This window comes from Enterobacter sp. AC1, assembly GCF_050434705.1.
Taxonomy (GTDB): domain Bacteria; phylum Pseudomonadota; class Gammaproteobacteria; order Enterobacterales; family Enterobacteriaceae; genus Enterobacter; species Enterobacter cloacae_L.
Genome location: NZ_JBNDIZ010000012.1, coordinates 61,998 through 79,197, shown reverse-complemented (window position 1 = coordinate 79,197; position 17,200 = coordinate 61,998). Strand labels below are relative to the sequence as shown.

Annotated in this window: 15 protein-coding genes; 7 read left to right on the top strand and 8 right to left on the bottom strand. The window is 58.7% G+C overall.

Going from position 1 to position 17,200, the window contains the following annotated elements:
• Positions 1–9 precede the first annotated feature (9 nt).
• Positions 10–3,060: a formate dehydrogenase-N subunit alpha gene (fdnG, locus tag M2433_RS22705; RefSeq protein WP_123138606.1), complete on the bottom strand. Its 3,051-nt coding sequence runs from the start codon at positions 3,058–3,060 to the stop codon at positions 10–12.
• Between the two features lie 371 nt (positions 3,061–3,431).
• Here fdnG and fdhD point away from each other — a divergent pair, with 371 nt between their 5' ends.
• Positions 3,432–4,268: a formate dehydrogenase accessory sulfurtransferase FdhD gene (gene fdhD, locus M2433_RS22700; protein ID WP_063431197.1), complete on the top strand. Its 837-nt coding sequence runs from the start codon at positions 3,432–3,434 to the stop codon at positions 4,266–4,268.
• 114 nt (positions 4,269–4,382) lie between these two features.
• Positions 4,383–4,595 (top strand): DUF1471 domain-containing protein, encoded by a 213-nt coding sequence (locus M2433_RS22695; protein WP_023309747.1) that lies wholly within the window; start codon positions 4,383–4,385, stop codon positions 4,593–4,595.
• A 40-nt stretch (positions 4,596–4,635) separates the two neighbouring features.
• On the opposite strand, the gene M2433_RS22690 is transcribed toward M2433_RS22695, so the two are convergent.
• Both M2433_RS22690 and M2433_RS22685 read right to left on the bottom strand, forming a co-directional pair.
• Positions 4,636–4,959 carry an AzlD domain-containing protein gene (locus tag M2433_RS22690; protein WP_059311776.1) on the bottom strand — a complete coding sequence of 108 codons (324 nt, stop codon included), beginning with the start codon at positions 4,957–4,959 and terminating at the stop codon, positions 4,636–4,638.
• Positions 4,959–5,618 carry an AzlC family ABC transporter permease gene (locus M2433_RS22685; protein WP_429057803.1) on the bottom strand — a complete coding sequence of 220 codons (660 nt, stop codon included), beginning with the start codon at positions 5,616–5,618 and terminating at the stop codon, positions 4,959–4,961. The genes M2433_RS22690 and M2433_RS22685 overlap by 1 nt, the downstream gene beginning before the upstream one ends.
• A gap of 102 nt (positions 5,619–5,720) precedes the next feature.
• On the opposite strand from M2433_RS22685, the gene M2433_RS22680 reads away from it, so the two are divergent.
• From M2433_RS22680 to M2433_RS22665, 4 genes are all read left to right on the top strand, one after another.
• Positions 5,721–6,269: a helix-turn-helix domain-containing protein gene (locus M2433_RS22680; RefSeq protein ID WP_429057802.1), complete on the top strand. Its 549-nt coding sequence runs from the start codon at positions 5,721–5,723 to the stop codon at positions 6,267–6,269.
• A gap of 17 nt (positions 6,270–6,286) precedes the next feature.
• Positions 6,287–7,282, top strand: a complete 996-nt coding sequence (locus M2433_RS22675) for a LacI family DNA-binding transcriptional regulator (RefSeq protein WP_059311778.1) — start codon at positions 6,287–6,289, stop codon at positions 7,280–7,282.
• A gap of 104 nt (positions 7,283–7,386) precedes the next feature.
• A complete protein-coding gene (locus tag M2433_RS22670; RefSeq protein ID WP_429057801.1) occupies positions 7,387–9,510 on the top strand; it encodes an alpha-galactosidase in 2,124 nt (707 codons plus the stop codon).
• 44 nt (positions 9,511–9,554) lie between these two features.
• On the top strand, positions 9,555–10,832 hold the full coding sequence (locus M2433_RS22665; protein WP_429057800.1) for an MFS transporter: 1,278 nt from the start codon (positions 9,555–9,557) through the stop codon (positions 10,830–10,832).
• Here M2433_RS22665 and rhaM read toward each other — a convergent pair.
• The 5 genes from rhaM to rhaB all read right to left on the bottom strand — a co-directional run bounded on the left by rhaM (position 10,820) and on the right by rhaB (position 16,002).
• Positions 10,820–11,134 (bottom strand): L-rhamnose mutarotase, encoded by a 315-nt coding sequence (rhaM, locus tag M2433_RS22660; RefSeq protein ID WP_429057798.1) that lies wholly within the window; start codon positions 11,132–11,134, stop codon positions 10,820–10,822. The two genes, M2433_RS22665 and rhaM, sit on opposite strands and share 13 nt — an antisense overlap.
• On the bottom strand, positions 11,131–12,279 hold the full coding sequence (gene fucO, locus M2433_RS22655) for a lactaldehyde reductase (protein ID WP_429057797.1): 1,149 nt from the start codon (positions 12,277–12,279) through the stop codon (positions 11,131–11,133). Before fucO ends, rhaM begins: the two co-directional genes overlap by 4 nt.
• Positions 12,280–12,325: 46 nt before the next feature.
• The gene (gene rhaD / locus M2433_RS22650) at positions 12,326–13,156 is read right to left on the bottom strand and encodes a rhamnulose-1-phosphate aldolase (protein ID WP_429057795.1); all 831 of its coding nucleotides are present in this window, start codon (positions 13,154–13,156) and stop codon (positions 12,326–12,328) included.
• A 120-nt stretch (positions 13,157–13,276) separates the two neighbouring features.
• Positions 13,277–14,536: an L-rhamnose isomerase gene (gene rhaA / locus M2433_RS22645; RefSeq protein WP_429057793.1), complete on the bottom strand. Its 1,260-nt coding sequence runs from the start codon at positions 14,534–14,536 to the stop codon at positions 13,277–13,279.
• Entirely contained in the window at positions 14,533–16,002 is a 1,470-nt protein-coding gene (gene rhaB, locus M2433_RS22640; protein WP_059311785.1) for a rhamnulokinase, read from the bottom strand. The genes rhaA and rhaB overlap by 4 nt, the downstream gene beginning before the upstream one ends.
• 301 nt (positions 16,003–16,303) lie before the next feature.
• Here rhaB and rhaS point away from each other — a divergent pair, with 301 nt between their 5' ends.
• Positions 16,304–17,140: an HTH-type transcriptional activator RhaS gene (gene rhaS / locus M2433_RS22635; RefSeq protein WP_429057792.1), complete on the top strand. Its 837-nt coding sequence runs from the start codon at positions 16,304–16,306 to the stop codon at positions 17,138–17,140.
• The last annotated feature ends 60 nt before the right edge of the window (positions 17,141–17,200 follow it).

Here is a 17,200-nt window from a genome sequence, read left to right as displayed (position 1 = left end):
TCGTCTCCGTTACACCTTTTCCACGTTCACGAGGAAGGCCTTAAACTCCGGCGTCTGCGTGTTCGCATCGCCGACGAACGGCGTCAGGGTGTTCGCAATGAACCCTTTCTTCGCCACGCCCTCATAGCCCCAGTGGATCGGAATACCGATGGTATCTACCTGCTGACCGTGAACGTTCAGCGTGCGAATACGCTTGGTCACCACCGCCTTGGCTTTGATATAGCCGCGGTTAGAGGAGACCTTCACGGTATCGCCATGGGCGATGCCGAGCTTGCCCGCCAGCTTCTCGCCGATCTCCACAAACTGTTCCGGCTGCGCGATGGCGTTAAGCAGCGCGTGCTTGGTCCAGTAGTGGAAGTGCTCGGTCAGACGGTAGGTGGTGCCCACGTACGGGAACTTGTCTTTTTTACCCAGCGCGTCGAAATCGCCCTTGAAGATACGGGCTGCCGGGTTAGAGACCACGTTCGGGTGCAGCGGGTTGGTGCCCAGCGGCGTCTCAAACGGCTCGTAGTGTTCCGGGAACGGCCCTTCCGCCATCTTATCGATAGCAAACAGGCGTCCCATCCCTTCTGGCTGCATGATAAACGGCCCAACGTCGCTGCCCGGTGCGGCAGTGCTGTAGTCCGGAATATCCACGCCGCCCCATTTCGCGCCGTCCCACTTCAGAAGCTGACGCTTCGGATCCCACGGGTTGCCCTGCGGGTCAGCGGATGCGCGGTTATAGAGGATGCGGCGGTTGAGCGGCCACGCCCATGCCCAGCCCAGCGTATTGCCGAGGCCCGACGGGTCGGCGTTATCGCGGTTGGCCATCTGGTTGCCTTTCGGCGTCCAGCTACCGGCAAAGATCCAGCAGCCGCTGGAGGTGGTACCGTCATCACGCAGGTGCGCGAAGGTGCTGAGCTGATCGCCTTTCTTCGCCAGCACGGTGCCGGTGGCCGGGTCGATAACGTCCGCCAGCGCCTTACCGTTGCTCTCCATGGCCACTTCTTCCGGCGCTGGATTTTCTGGCGTCGAGTAGTTCCAGGTCATGTTCAGAACCGGTTCCGGGTTCGCGCCGCCTTCAGCCGCGTACATCTTACGCAGGCGTAAGAAGATGCCGGCCAGGATTTCGCCGTCGTTCATGGCGATGCCCGGGGCGTCCGCGCCTTTCCAGTGCCACTGGAGCCAGCGTCCGGAGTTGACGATAGAACCGTTCTCTTCCGCAAAGCAGGTCGATGGCAGACGGAACACTTCGGTCTGAATCTTCGATGGATCGACATCGTTCGATTCACCGTGGTTCTGCCAGAAGGTCGAGGTCTCGGTATTGAGCGGGTCAATCGTCACCAGGAACTTCAGTTTCGACAGCGACTCAACAACCTTGTTCTTGTTCGGGAACGAGGCAACCGGGTTAAAGCCCTGGCACAGATAGCCGTTCACTTTGCCCTGATGCATCATCTCGAAATACTGCAGAACGTCGTAACCTTTGTCCCACTTCGGCAGCCAGTCAAAGCCCCAGCTGTTTTCCGCTGTCGCTTTGTCACCGAAGAAGGCTTTCATCATCGAGACGAAGAACTTCGGATAGTTGCCCCAGTAGTTCACCTGGCCTTCTAGCAGCGGCTTAGGCGTGCTGGCCGTCAGGTAGGTTTGCAGGTCGGTCTGTTTCTCGCTCGGCAGGTTCATGTAGCCCGGCAGGCTTTGAGACAGCAGGCCGAGGTCGGTAAGACCCTGAATGTTGGAGTGACCGCGCAGGGCGTTCACGCCGCCGCCTGCCATCCCCATGTTGCCGAGCAGGAGCTGAACCATCGCCATGGTACGGATGTTCTGCGCGCCGATGGAGTGCTGCGTCCAGCCGAGGGCATACAGGAACGACGCGGTTTTGTCTTTCGCGCTGGTTTCGGCGATAAGCTCGCACACCTTCAGGAAGTCCGCCTTCGGCGTACCGCAGATGTTTTCAACAACTTCCGGCGTGTAACGGGAAACGTGCTCTTTCAGCAGGTTCCACACGCAGCGCGGGTGTTGCAGGGTGGTGTCGCGCTTCGCAAAGCCTTTCTCATCCAGCTCGTAGTTCCAGCTGGTTTTATCGTATTTGCGTTTTTCAGCGTCGTAACCGCTGAACAGGCCATCTTCGAAGTGGTAATCCTCACGCACGATCAGGCTGGCGTTGGTATAGGCTTCGGTGTATTCGCGGTTATATTTTTCGTTGGTCATCAGGTACAGCAATACGCCTGACAGGAAAGTGATGTCAGTACCTGAACGAATAGGAGTGTAGAAATCCGCCACTGACGCAGTACGCGTAAAGCGGGGATCGATCACAATCAGTTTCGCACCGTTGTGGATTTTGGCTTCCATCGCCCAGCGGAACCCGACAGGGTGCGCTTCAGCGGCGTTACCGCCCATCACCACAATGAGGTTGGCGTTCTTGATGTCGACCCAGTGGTTGGTCATCGCACCGCGACCAAATGTTGGAGCAAGACTTGCTACCGTTGGTCCGTGTCAGACACGCGCCTGGTTGTCGACCGCGAGCATACCGAGTGCGCGCGTAAATTTCTGGGTTAAATAACCGGTTTCGTTGCTGGAAGCAGAGGCACACAGCATCCCGGTGGAGAGCCAGCGGTTGACCGTGACGCCATCGGCGTTCTTCTCAACAAAGTTGGCATCGCGGTCTTCTTTAATATGTTTTGCGATGCGGTCAAATGCCTCTTCCCAGCTGATTTGCTGCCATTTGTCGGAGCCAGGCGCGCGATATTCAGGGAATTTGAGGCGGCTTTCGGAGTGGATAAAGTCCACCAGACCAGCCCCTTTTGGGCACAATGCGCCGCGGTTGACCGGATGATCCGGGTCGCCTTCGATATGGAAAATAGACGCTTTGGCGTTTTTAGCACCGTCGCCGAGGCTATACATCAACAGCCCGCAACCGACAGAGCAGTACGTACAGGTATTACGGGTTTCACGGGTGCGCAGCAGTTTATACTGCCGCGTTTCCGCCAGCGCTACGCCGGGCGCAAAGCCCAGTGCCGCTGCCGTGGTGCCTGCCATACCGCCAGCGCAGATCTTAAAGAACTGCCTTCTGCTGACCTGCATGGGTCACTCCTTGTTTCGACATTGCTTACATATGTAGTTTTGACTTCACGGTTGAAAAATGACCGCAAAGGAAAAAATTTGCGTTAATCCCTCAATTCCACGAGGGATATCATCAGAATACCACAATGTCGGTACAGCTGTTCTAATGGCGTTAATACAAAGTGAACGTATTATCACCATGTTGATTATAAAGTGTGATATCGATCACATTAATAGCTCAGCATGTTAAAGCGGTGTAGCGGGCGTCAGGTTGCACCCCTTCTAAATGAGTAGGAGAATGGTTGTCGAAAAGTTGATCCATACTATGCGTAACGCCTGTGGTTTGTGCTGCAATAGCAGGCTCGCTTCCGTGGTTGTTCAGGAATACCGCTGTGTCTAAACAAAACCGTGCTCCCCATCCGTCACCCCTGCCTGTCGGCATTGTGGAACTGTCTGTACACAGACCGCCCCACATTACCCATGCCACGCCCGATTATCTGGCGGAAGAAGTACCCGTTGCGCTCGTTTACAACGGCATCTCGCATGTGGTGATGATGGCTTCGCCGAAAGATCTTGAACTGTTCGCGATAGGGTTCTCCCTTTCGGAAGGCATCATCGAGCAGCCACAGGAGATCTACGGCATGGACGTGGTGCAGGCATGCAACGGCCTTGAAGTGCAAATCGAACTCTCCAGCCGCCGCTTTATGGGATTAAAAGCGCGCCGCCGGGCGCTGGCCGGACGCACCGGCTGCGGCGTCTGCGGCGTTGAGCAGCTCAACGATATTGGTAAGCCTCTTGTACCTCTGCCGTTTACTCAGACCTTCAATCTGGCGCACCTCAACCATGCGCTTGAGCACCTCAACGACGTACAGCCCATCGGCCAACTGAGCGGCTGCACGCACGCGGCAGCGTGGGTGTTGCCGTCGGGCGATATCGCCGGGGGACATGAGGACGTTGGCCGCCACGTGGCGCTCGATAAGCTGCTCGGTCGTCGTGCGCGTGAAAGTGAGGTCTGGCAGCAGGGTGCGGCACTCGTTTCCAGCCGGGCCAGCTATGAGATGGTGCAAAAATCGGCGATGTGCGGGGTAGAGATCCTGTTTGCCGTGTCGGCGGCAACCACGCTGGCGGTGGAGGTGGCGGAGCGCTGCAACCTGACGCTGGTGGGCTTCTGCAAGCCGGGAAGGGCGACAATTTATACCCATCCGCAGCGATTAATAGTTAATCAGTAATTTTGAATGATAATAGCAAATCCTTCCGCTTTTAGTTGTTCACGATGAGGTCTAGTATTTATCTCATCAAGGCACGGCGCCTTACCTAAACAACTTAATGAAAGGGTTTAAATCATGAAAAGCATCAAAACTTTTGTCGCTGTAATCGCTCTGGCTACTTCTTTCGGTTCTTTCGCTGCGCAGACCGTGACCGCAACCGCATCCACCATTGACGGTGCAGAAGCGAAAATCGCGGCCCAGGCTCAGGAAGCGGGTGCGTCATCGTACAAAATTACCCAGGCGTTCTCAGGTAACCGCGTACACATGACCGCTGAACTGACTAAATAAGCGAGTCACACCGTCGAAAGAGCGCCCCCGGGGCGCTTTTTTAGTTTATGCCCGCCAGACGCAGCAGCGCCGTCACTACCGCCGCCGCAACGATCACCACAATTAACGGCATCTTCCGCCAGGCCAAAAACACCGCAAACGCCACACCCAGCACCCGCGCCATCCCGGCGAAGTGTTCCCCTTCATAAAACGTGGTCGCCAGCGCCACCGAAAACAGCAATACCGTTGCCGCATCTGACAGCAGCGCCTGTGAACGCTCTGACAATGCCAGCCTGCTGCCCAGTTTTGCCCCGCCGAGGCGCATCAAATACGTTCCCGCAGACAGGATCGCGATGCCGAGAATAAAGACCGTCATGTTTTCCATTATTTTTTCCTCGCAGCGAGACCCAGTAAAGAGAGCAGCACCGGTAATCCTACCGGGGCAAACGGCACGGCGGCCAGCGACAATACGGCACCGCTGCAGGCGCGGATTAGCGTGGTGCGGTTTTTAAACGCGGGCACCACTAACGCCAGCAATATGGCCGGGAACACAGCATCCAGGCCAATGGTTTCCGGATCCGGCAGCAATTTGCCGACCATGGCACCCAGCAGGGTCCCCAGCGGCCAGATAATCGCCACGCCTAAACCGCATAACCAGTACGCCGCCTTCCGCTGTTCGGGCGTTTTTTGCGACAGGCCAAAGACCACGCTTTCGTCGTTCATGATGTGACAACCCAACAGGCTCAGGCCCCGTTTGCCCACCAGTTCACGCACCGTTACGCCGAACGGCACATGGCGCGCGTTGACCAGCAACCCCGCCGCCGCTGCCGCCAGCGGGTTACCGCCGCTCGCCACAATGCCGATGAACATAAATTCGGACGCGCCCGCAAGCACGGTAATGGAAAGTACAAACGGTACCCAGACCGGAAAACCGTAGGCCATCGCCAGGGAGCCGTAGGACATCCCAACCACGCCGACCGCGAGGCAAACCAGGATGATTGCTTTTATGGTGTCGCCTTTCAGGCAGGAGAGATGATGCTTCATACAATTTTAGCCATATCGAACGAATATCCATTATAATGAACGCAACAGAACTGTTTTTCAAGATGAACGATTCGTTCGATTTATAGAACAAGAGGCCGTTATATGACGCAGCCAATCAGCGTGATCGCCAAAAGTCTGGTGCGAGAACGCCTGCGAACCGGACTTTCACTGGCGGAAATTGCCCGCCGTGCCGGGATCGCCAAATCCACGCTTTCCCAACTGGAGTCCGGTAACGGTAACCCGAGCCTGGAGACGCTGTGGTCGCTTTGCGTGGCGCTGGATATTCCTTTCGCCCGCCTGCTGGAACCACAGCAGACGACAACACAGGTCATCCGCCGTGGAGAGGGAACGAAGGTCGTTGCGGGGCAGGCGAACTACGAAGCTGTTTTGCTGGCGGCGTGTCCGCCGGGCGCGCGGCGCGACATCTATCTGCTGCTCACCCAGCCGGGCGCAGACCGTATATCCCAGCCACATCCCCCGGGGTCAGTCGAGCACATCATTGTGACGCAGGGTAAAGCGCTGGTAGGCCTGATAGACGCGGCGGAAGAGTTGGGGCCGGGGGATTACATCTGTTATCCCGCCGACCTGCCGCATATCTTTAAGGCGCTGGAGCCGGATACGCACGCGCTGCTGGTGGCGGAACAGAACTAACAGAGGTACGGAAACTCATGTCGCTTAAAGCCATTGCCAAAGAACTGGGGCTGTCAGTCACCACCGTCAGCCGCGCCCTCAACGGATATGACGACGTCTCTGCCGAGACGCGCGCTCGCGTGGAAGCAGAGGCTCAGCGCCGTGGCTACCGACCTAACACCTTCGCCCGCCGCCTCAAGATGGGCAAAATCGATGCCGTCGGGCTGGTGTTCCCCGTGCATCCCGTTCCGCTCAATAATAGCGTTTTTATGGACATGGTCGGCGAAATTAGCCACGAACTGGCGCGACATGAGATCGATTTACTGCTGATTGCCGATGATGATTTGGCCGATAAGCACAGCTACATGCGCATGGTGCAGAGCCGCCGCGTGGATGCGCTGATCGTCGCGCACACGCTGGACCACGATCCGCGTCTTGAGCAGCTTCAGGCCGCCGGTTTTCCTTTCCTGGCGCTTGGGCGCAGCCACCTACCGCAGCCGTACGCGTGGTTTGACTTCGACAACTACGCCGGTACGCATCAGGCTACCCGCTGGCTGATCGAGAAAGGCCATCAGCGCATCGCGCTGCTGGGTGAAAGCAACAATCAGGCGTTTATTACCCAGCGTCGTCAGGGCTTTCTCGATGCCCTGCGAGAAGCCGGGCTTTCCAGCGAATGGCTGCGCGCCATGCCGCCGTCGCGCCGCGTGGGGTATGCCACCACTAAAGAGCTTCTCGCGCTGCCGCAGCCGCCCACGGCCATCATTACCGACTGCAATACCCACGGCGACGGCGCGGCGATGGCGCTGGCGCAGATGGGGCGCTTATCCGGCGACAACGCCGTCTCGCTGGTTGTCTACGACGGCCTGCCGCAGGACAGCATTGTCGATATCGACGTAGCGTCAGTCATTCAGTCCACCCGTCAGGGCGTCGGAAAACAGATTGCCGATATGGTGCGCCAGCTGATTAACGGCGACGATATCGAGCAGCTTCAGGTGCTCTGGCAGCCTGAATTCTCTCCGGGCCAAACGGCCTAAACCCACTAAAATTCCAAACCCGATCACAGAACCGAAACGTTTTGGTTTGTATCCGAAACGTTTCGGATCAACACTCAGGACATCCCGACGACAGGAGATGTCTGATGCAAGATTCCATTTTTCGACTCGAAAGCAATACGGTAGACGTGGTGGTTAAAACCCACCCGTTCGCCGAAATTCTCTACTGGGGGCCGCACCTTCAGCACTTTTCGCCACGCGATGTGCTGAGCATTGCGCGCCCGGTGGCGAACGGCAGGCTGGACGTAGACTCCCCGGTCACGCTGATGGCGGAGCTGGGGCACGGCCTGTTTGGCTCGCCGGGCATTGAAGGGCATCGCCAGGGACTGGACGGTTCCCCGGTGTTCAAAACCACACAGGTGCAGCAGGAATTAAACACCCTGACGGTTACCGCTGAGGATGAGCTTGCGGGGCTGCGCCTGACCAGCGAGCTGGTGCTGGATGCCAGCGGCGTGCTGGTCGTGCGTCACGGCCTGACCAATCTGAAAGCGCTGCCGTGGCAGGTGGACCGTTTCGCCGTCACGCTGCCGGTGGCCGAGCGCGCGCAGGAGGTGATGGCCTTCCACGGACGCTGGATCAGAGAATTTCAGCCGCACCGCGTCAGGCTTGAACACGACAGCTTCGTGATTGAAAACCGCCGGGGTAAAACCTCCCACGAGCACTTCCCGGCGCTGATTGCCGGTACGTCGTCGTTTAGCGAAATGCAGGGCGACGTCTGGGGCGTGCATCTGGGCTGGAGCGGCAACCATCGCCTGCGCGCGGAAGCGAAAACCGATGGTCGTCGCTACCTGCAGGCCGAAGCGCTCTACCTGCCGGGAGAGATGGCGGTTGAAGAGGGAGGCACGCTTTGGACGCCGCGCCTGTATGCCAGCTACTCCACGCGGGGCCTGAACGGCATGAGCCAGCAGTTCCACCGCTACCTGCGCGACAACGTTATCCGCTTCCCGGACGACAAACCGCGCCCGGTGCACCTCAATACCTGGGAAGGGATCTACTTCAATCACGACCCGGACTACATCACGCGCATGGCCGACGAGGCCGCGGCGCTTGGGGTGGAACGCTTCATTATCGACGACGGCTGGTTCAAAGGCCGCAACGACGATCATGCCGCGCTGGGCGACTGGTATCTGGACGAAAAAAAATACCCGAACGGCCTGACGCCGGTGATCGACCACGTCAAACGGCTCGGCATGGAGTTTGGCATCTGGGTTGAGCCGGAGATGATCAACCCGGATTCCGAGCTGTACCGCGCGCACCCTGACTGGGTGCTGGCGCTGCCGGGCTACGCCCGGGCGACCGGGCGTCATCAGCTGGTTCTCAACCTGAACATCCCGGAAGCCTTTGACTACCTCGTGGAGCGCATGAGCTGGCTGCTGGGCGAGCACGCGGTCGACTACGTGAAGTGGGACATGAACCGCGAGCTGGTGCAGCCGGGACACAAGGGTAAAGCCGCCGCCGACGCGCAGACCCGCCAGTTTTACCGCCTGCTGGACGTGCTGGGCGAGCGCTTCCCGCACATTGAGTTTGAATCCTGCTCGTCGGGCGGCGGGCGTATTGATTACGAAGTGCTGACCCGCAGCCACCGCTTCTGGGCGTCCGACAACAACGACGCGCTGGAGCGGAACACCATCCAGCGCGGCATGAGCTACTTCTTCCCGCCGGAGGTGATGGGCGCGCATATCGGTCATCATAAATGCCACGCCACCTTCCGCCAGCACAGCATCCAGTTTCGCGGGCTGACGGCCCTGTTTGGCCATATGGGGCTGGAGCTGGATCCGCTTACCGTCGATGAAGATGAACGCGAAGGCTATCGGCACTATGCTGCGCTGCACAAGCAGTGGCGCAAGGTGATCCACCATGGTACCCAGTGGCGTATTGATATGCCGGACGCTACCACCGTGGCACAGGGGATTGTGAGCAAAGACAAAGCGCAGGGGCTGTTTATGGTCAGCCAGCTTGCGATGCCGGATTACACCCTGATGATGCCGCTGCGCATGCCGGGGTTAGACGCCAGCGCGCAGTACCGCATCACGCTGCTCGATCACCCGAACATCCAGATTACGGGTGAGGGTGGACACACCATGCGCAAGCTGCCTTCGTGGATGGAAGCGCCGCAAACGGTGAGCGGCGAGTGGCTGAGTCAGGCGGGTATTGCGCTGCCGATTCTGGACCCGGAGACCGCCATTTTGATTGGCGTCGAACGCGTGTAAGGTTGAAGGGCCGGGCAGCCGGCCCTCCGTTGAGGATAAAAATAATGAACACAACAACCTGTACCCACAAAGACAACCCTAACTTCTGGATCTTCGGGCTGTTCTTCTTTCTCTACTTCTTCATTATGGCCACCTGCTTTCCGTTCCTGCCGATCTGGCTGTCGGACATCATCGGCCTGAATAAAACCCATACCGGAATTGTCTTCTCCTGCATCTCGCTGTCGGCCATCGCCTTCCAGCCGGTGCTGGGGGTGATTTCGGACAAGCTTGGGCTGAAAAAACACCTGCTGTGGATCATCGCGGTGCTGCTGTTCCTGTTCGCGCCGTTCTTCCTGTACGTCTTCGCGCCGCTGCTGAAAACCAATATCTGGCTGGGCGCGCTGAGCGGCGGGCTGTATATCGGCTTTGTCTTCTCGGCGGGATCGGGGGCAATTGAGGCCTACATCGAGCGCGTGAGCCGCAACAGCTTCTTCGAATACGGCAAGGCGCGCATGTTCGGCTGTCTCGGCTGGGGGCTGTGCGCCTCAACGGGCGGCATCCTTTTTGGCATCGATCCGTCATACGTTTTCTGGATGGGCTCGGGAGCAGCGCTGTTGCTGATGCTGCTGCTGGTCGTTGAGAAGCCGAAGCCCAACCAGACGGCGCAGGTAATGAACGCCCTGGGCGCAAACCAGCCGCAGATCACTGCCAAAACCGTGTTCAACCTGTTCCGCCAGCGCAGAATGTGGATGTTCATTCTGTACGTGATTGGCGTGGCCTGCGTGTATGACGTTTTCGACCAGCAGTTTGCCACCTTCTTTAAAACCTTCTTCGCCACGCCGCAGGAAGGCACCCGCGCCTTTGGCTTTGCCACCACGGCGGGGGAAATCTGTAACGCCATCATCATGTTCTGCTCGCCGTGGATCATTAACCGCATCGGCGCGAAAAACACCCTGCTGATCGCCGGGGTGATTATGGCGACGCGCATTATCGGCTCGTCGTTCGCCACCACCGCCGTGGAGGTGATCGCCCTCAAGATGCTGCACGCGCTGGAGGTCCCGTTCCTGCTGGTGGGCGCATTCAAGTACATTACGGGCGTGTTTGATACGCGGCTTTCGGCCACCATCTACCTGATTGGCTTCCAGTTTGCCAAACAGTCGGCGGCGATTTTCCTCTCCGCCTTTGCCGGGAATATGTATGACCGGATCGGCTTCCAGGAGACGTACCTGATGCTGGGCTGCTTCGTGCTGGCGATTACGGTGGTGTCGGCGTTTACGCTGAGTGGCAGGCGGGAGATTGCTGCCGCCTCGGGGGCAGCAGCGTTAACACATCAGTCCAGGTAAAACACCTCTTCCAGCCCGGCACTCACCGGGCTATTGTCCGGGTTCGACGGCATTACATCACGCATGTGTTTCCACCAGCGCTGGCAGACGTCGGTATTCGCGACCGCGTTCCAGCGCTCCTCCGATTCAATCTCCACGGTTGCAAACAGCAGGTTGCGGGCTTTGTCGAGATAAATGGCGTAGTGGTGCGCACCATGATCTTTCAGCACCGCTTCCAGCTCTGGCCAAATCGGATTGTGGCGCCGCGCGTACTCCTCGTGCGCATTCGGGTTCACCTGCATCACAAACGCTTTGCGGATCATAGGGCCTCCAGATAGAGCTCGCGAACTTCCTCACGGCTGGCGGGGCGCGGATTGCATGGGGCACAGGGATCGGCGAGGGCTTTATCCAGCCAGCCTTCAATATCGGCTTTGGTCACGCCGAGCTGGCTGAAGCCCACAGGGATACCGACGCGAGCGCTCAGGTCGCGAATTGCCTGAATGGCGGACATGCTGGCGGCGTCATCACTCATGCCGCGAGTATCGACGCCCATCGCCTGCGCTACGCGGGCGAAGCGGACGACCGCGTTCGGGCGGTTAAAGTTTTCGACGATAGGCAACAGGATGGCGTTGCACACGCCGTGCGGCAGGTTGTGCGTCGCGCCCGGCTGGTGCGCCAAAGCATGCACAAGGCCAAGGCCCGCGCTGTTAAACGCCATGCCCGCCAGATACTGACCAAACGCCATTTGCTCGCGCGCTTCAAGGTGATGACCGTTGTTGACCGCTTCCGGCAGCCACAGGTTGATCAGGCGAATCGCTTCCAGCGCGTTGGCATCAGTCAGCGGGTGCGCGCCAACGGACACGTAGGCTTCAATGGCGTGGGTCAAGGCATCCATACCGGTTGCGGCGGTCACGGAGGCAGGAATATCCAGCATGACGCTGGCATCGTCCACGGCGATATCCGGGATGATGTTCGGGTCAATAATCACCTCTTTCACCTGACGCGCGGAGTCGATGATCACCGCGTTGCTGGTCATCTCCGCCGCCGTGCCTGCGGTGGTGTTGATCGCCACCAGCGGCACGCCCGCGTTTTTCACCTTGCCGACGCCGGAATAATCGGTTGACGGGCCGGGGTTGGCGGTGAGGATTTTAATCGCCTTGGCGGTATCAATTGGGCTGCCGCCGCCGAAGGCGATGAGGTAATCACACGCGGCTTCCCGGTATGCCGCGAAACCCTTCTGTACCAGCGCCTCCGTTGGGTTGGGAAAGACCGCGTCAAACAGCTGATATGACATCTGGTGCGCATCCAGCGCGGTAAACAAACCGTCCAGCAGGCCCAGCTTTACCAGCTGACCGTCGGTGACAATTAACGCTTTGCCCCACCGTTTGTTCGCCACCAGGTTGACCATGTCACCAATAGCGCCCGCGCCGTGCAGGCTGATTTTTGGAAGTGCCAACATAAAGCTCATGATAATTCTCCTTAACTATCGCCCGTACCGTCCGGTCAGCGAGGGTTTATGCGTATATTTCCAGCGCTGAACGTAGCGGGGTCACACCGAAGCGCTTGCCGAGCGCAATAAGCTCTTCGCGGGTAATGGTTTGCTTCATGCCGCCCATGGAGTACACCTTCACCAGCACTTCCGCTGATTTCTCGGCGGTGTCGATCAGGCCGAAGGTTTCATCAAGCGTAGGGCCGCTGCCGAACACGCCGTGGAACGGCCACAGCACCAGCGAATGTTTTTGCATATCCCGGGCGGTTGCCTGGCCGATTTCGTCGGTACCCGGTACCATCCAGGGCAGAATGCCTACGCCGTCCGGGAACACCACCAGACACTCGGTACTGCCTTCCCATAGCTTGCGGGTGATGAAATCGGAGCTGTTTTCCAGCACGTAGGTCAGGGCGATCAGGTTGGTGGCGTGGCAGTGCATAATCACGCGGTCTTTGCCGTTAGTTGCCTTGATGCGCTCGCAGTGGGAGAGGAAGTGCGCCGGCAGTTCGGAGGTGGGCACCGCCTCGTCGGTCAGGCCCCACAGGATGTGATAGCCCGCGCCGTCGCTGTCCACCTTCACCACGCCGAGGTTGGCCGCTGGATCGAGCTGGACGTTACGGAAGAACTTACCGGAACCGGTGACGATAAACGGCGTGTTGGCGAGCAGCGGCATCGGCTGGCTCAGCGCGATATAGCGCGGCTTCTGGTGGAAATCGGCCGCGAACGGTTCGATATCCGCGTCGTCCAGGCGCAGCGTCAGGTTGCCGCCGTTGCGCTCGTCCCAGCCCTTCAGCCAGGCGTCTGAGGTGGCTTTGATCATGCCCTGGACGAACCAGGAATGGGTGATGGTCTGCATAGTTATTTTTCCAGTTATCGCGGTGAGGTTGAACCCCTCACCCTAACCCTCTCCCCAAAGGGGAGAGGGGATGGTTTGCTCCCTCTCCCCTTTGGGGAGAGGGCAGGGGTGAGGGGGCAGTTACCCGCGCTTACTCAACACGTCTTTCTCATACGCCCGCACGTTGTCCAGCCACTGGCTGCCTGCCGGCGCGTCGTGACGCTGGCAGTACATCTCCCACACCGCCTGCCACGGCAGGGATTTTTGCTCTTCCAGCAGCGCCAGGCGCGCGGTGTAGTCGCCGTTTGCTTCCAGCTGTTTCAGCGCCGCGACAGGCTCCAGCAGCGCGCGCAGCAGGGCTTTTTTCATGTTGCGGGTGCCGATCGTCCATGCCGCGATGCGGTTAATGGAGGCATCGAAGAAGTCGAGGCCAATGTGGACGCGGTCAAAGAGGTCGTGACGGATGATCTCGCTGGCAATCGCCTGGGTTTCGTCATCCAGCAGCACCACGTGGTCGCTGTCCCAGCGCACCGGACGGCTGACGTGCAGCAGCAGACGCGGTACGAAGAGCATGGCGGCGGAGATTTTGTCGGAGATCACCTCAGTCGGATGGAAGTGGCCGGCATCCAGGCACAGCGCGGTCTGGCGGCTGGTGGCGTAACCCATATAGAACTCGTTTGAGCCGACGGTGTAGCTCTCCGCGCCGATGCCGAACAGCTTGCTCTCCACCGCGTCGATGTGGTGCGCCGGATCCAGTTTTTCGCTGATGGCCTCATCCAGCGCGGCCAGCAGGCGCTGACGCGGGGCCAGGCGGTCGACGGTGATGTCCTTCATGCCGTCCGGGATCCAGATGTTCATTACCGACGGCGTGCCAAGCTGCTCGCCAAACCAGGCCGAGACGCGGCGGCTGGCTTTTACGTGATCGATCCAGAACTGGCGGATTTCGTCGTTGGCATGCGCGAGGGTAAAACCGTCCGCGCTCAGCGGGTGCGAGAAGCAGGAGGGGTTAAAGTCCAGGCCCAGCTTGTTGGCTTTCGCCCATTCCACCCAGTTTTTGAAGTGTTCCGGTTTGATCTCGTTACGCGCCACCGGTTCGTCGGACTCCAGATAGATCGCGTGCAGGTTCAGGCGTTTTGGCCCCGGAATCAGGCTCAGCACCAGTTCCAGGTCGGCACGCAGTTCGGTAGCGTTGCGCGCTTTGCCCGGGTAGTTACCCGTCGCCTGAATGCCGCCCGTCAGAGAGCCGCCTGGGTTCTCGAAACCGGCGACGTCATCGCCCTGCCAGCAGTGCATGGAGACCGGCAAACGGTCGAGCTGGCGCAGCGCCGCTTCGACATCTACGCCGACGGCGGCGAAACGCTGTTTAGCCAGTTCCCAGGCTTGTTGAAGTTGAGTGGTCATGCGCAAAGCTCCTTAGTCAGTCGTTTTTGCTGAAACTGCGCCCGGTAGCGGGCAATTTCATGGCAGGGATTAGGGATGAAGGTGGTCAGGCGGGTATTCGCGGTGACCACCGAACGGAATTCGTCGACGTCTGCAAGTTCGTCCAGGGTCATTAGCTGAATACCGATGTTGCCGAGCGTCGAGGCCTCCACCGGACCCGCCACCACGGTGATACCGCAGGCATCGGCGCAGAGCTGGTTCAGCAGATGGTTCTGGCAGCCGCCGCCCACGATATGCAGCTGGCTGAACGGTTTGCCGCGAAGGCTCGCCAGCTCGCTCAGGACATCCGCGTAGAGCAGGGCGAGGCTGTCAAAAATGCAGCGCGCCAGCTCGGCAGGACTGGAGGGCACCGGCTGCCCGGCTTCGAAACAGGCGGCCTGGATTTCGGCGCTCATATGCACCGGGTTAATAAAGCGGTCGTCGTTCGGGTTGATCAGGAACGTACAGGCCTTCAGCTTTTCGGTTTCTGCGATAAGCGCAGGCAGGTCGGAAATGTGCTGCTCTTTCAGTATCCGCTGGAGCAGCCAGAGACCCATGATGTTCTTCAGCACACGGTAGCGTCCTTCGGCACCGCCTTCGTTAGTGATGTTCGCCGCCAGCGCGGCGTCGCTGGTGTACGGCGTTTTGCTCTCAAAGCCCATCAGCGACCAGGTGCCGGAAGAGAGGTAGGCCGCGTCTTTACTGGCCAGCGGGGATGCAATCACCGCGCTGGCGGTATCGTGACTGGCGACGGCAACCACCGGGATTTCATTCCCCTGCGGGCAAATCCAGTAACCGATCACATTACCCGGATGGGTCGGCGCGCCGAACCAGGAAGGCGAGGCGCCCGTCCAGGCCAGCAGGTGTTCATCCCAGCTATCGGTGTTGATGTTGACCAGCTGCGTGGTGGTGGCGTTGGTGTATTCCCAGTTCATGTTGCCGGTCAACCTATAGCTTAAGTAGTCCGGGATAAGCAGGGCATGCGCCACCTTTTTGACCAGCTCCGGCTGCTGCTTAACCAGCGCACGCAGCTGATACAGCGTGTTAAACGGCAGAAACTGTATGCCGCTGCGGCCATAGATGTTGTCCTTGCCAAGCTGTGTGATGGCGTGCGCCATCAGCCCATCGGTGCGGCTGTCGCGATACGAGACGGGCAGGCCAATTCGTTCACCGTGGCTGTCGAGCAGAACGTAGTCCACGCCCCAGGTATCAATACCGATGCTGTCGATGCGTATGCCGTTATTGCAGACGTTGTTCAGCCCGGTGCGGATCTCCGCTTCCAGGGCATCAATATCCCAGGTATCAAAACCGTCCTGTTTTTGCAGGCAATTGGCGAAACGGTGCATTTCGCGAAGCGTAAATGTGCGCTCGCTGCAGTCCCAGGTGGCGAGCATTACGCGGCCGCTGGAAGCGCCTAAATCGACAGCCACACAATGGCGAAAAGTCATGGTCAGGTCCCTTCTTAAGTCATTGGTGCTGAGTGTAAAAAAGGGAAGAAAAGACCACCTTCTCATCACTGACAGCACGAATCTCGCGCTGGCAAGAAAGCAAAGATGAACGTGAGGGAGTTCACAATTTCCAGTCATGGTGGGGTGTTAGGGCAATGTGACGCTGACCGCATTTCCCGTTTTTTTCGTCTGTTTCTTGAAAAACGGACAGCTTTTGCGACGTTTGCCGTCAAAAATTTAAGGTGAGTGCGGAAGGCCTTAATTACTATTTTGAGAACTTTTCTCATTGGTGGGAGCCGTTATGACCGTACTGCACAGCGTCGATTTTTTCCCGTCGGGAACGTCTCCGGTTGCGATTGAGCCGCGGCTCCCGCAGGCTGCGTTTCCTGAACATCATCATGATTTTCATGAAATTGTGATTGTCGAGCATGGGACGGGCATTCATGTCTTCAACGGCCAGCCGTACACCATCAGCGGCGGTATGGTGTGCTTCGTGCGTGACCACGACAGGCATTTGTATGAACATACCGATAACCTGTGCCTGACCAACGTACTCTATCGTTCGCCGGACGCGTTCCAGTTTCTGTCGGGGTTGCACAAGCTACTGCCCCAGGAGCAGGATGGACACTACCCGTCTCACTGGCGGGTGAATCAGTCCACGTTGCAGCAGGTGCGCCAGCTGGTGAATCAAATGGAGCAGAGCGAGGACGGGCAGGAGACCCATGCCATTGCCACCCGCGAGCTGCTGTTTATGCAGCTGCTGGTTCTGCTGCGTCGCAGCAGCCTGGTGGAAGGGCTGGCAAATAACGACGCGCGGCTGAACCAGCTGTTGGCCTGGCTGGAGGACCATTTCGCTGATGACGTATGCTGGGAAGCGCTGGCGGATGATTTTTCGCTGTCGTTACGCACGCTCCATCGTCAGCTGAAGCAGTACACGGGGCTCACCCCTCAGCGCTACCTCAACCGCCTGCGCCTGATCAAAGCGCGTCACCTTTTACGTCACACCGACGAAAGCGTCACGGATATCGCCTATCGCTGCGGTTTCGGCGACAGTAATCACTTTTCGACTCTTTTTCGCCGCGAGTTTAGCTGGTCGCCGCGCGATATCCGTCAGGGGAAGGATGCTTCGCTCCAGTAACGCGAAGGCAATCACCGTTTTATTGCCGTAAAAAGGCTAATAATGTCCGGTTATTCACCG